This is a genomic window from Bacillus sp. NTK071 (assembly GCF_017303315.1).
In the GTDB taxonomy this organism is placed as follows: domain Bacteria; phylum Bacillota; class Bacilli; order Bacillales; family Guptibacillaceae; genus Guptibacillus.
On the sequence record NZ_JAFKOI010000160.1, the window covers coordinates 1 to 254 of the forward strand.

Annotated in this window: 1 protein-coding gene; it reads left to right on the forward strand. The window is 52.4% G+C overall.

Annotated features, from left to right (window positions below; translation table 11 throughout):
* Positions 1 to 63: 63 nt before the first annotated feature.
* Positions 64 to 254 (forward strand): hypothetical protein (locus JI666_RS21440; protein WP_524535780.1); only part of this gene is annotated, 191 nt, incomplete at its 3' end.

Sequence of the window (254 nt, forward strand, 5' to 3'; positions counted from 1 at the left end):
TTTTTCTTCTACTGCCTATTCTTTGCCGCTACGTATCTTCCCGGTGGGATGGCTGCGTTGGTGATGTCGATTCAACCGGTACTGGTGATGGGGCTGAGCTATGTACTGCTTAGCAATACGCTCAGTATGAAACAAGGGATCGCCAGCATGCTCGGCATGGGTGGCATCGCCCTGCTCGTACTCAATAATCAAGCGGAATTAAACACCAATGGAATACTGATTGGCCTGCTGGGCACCGTCAGCATGGCGTCCGG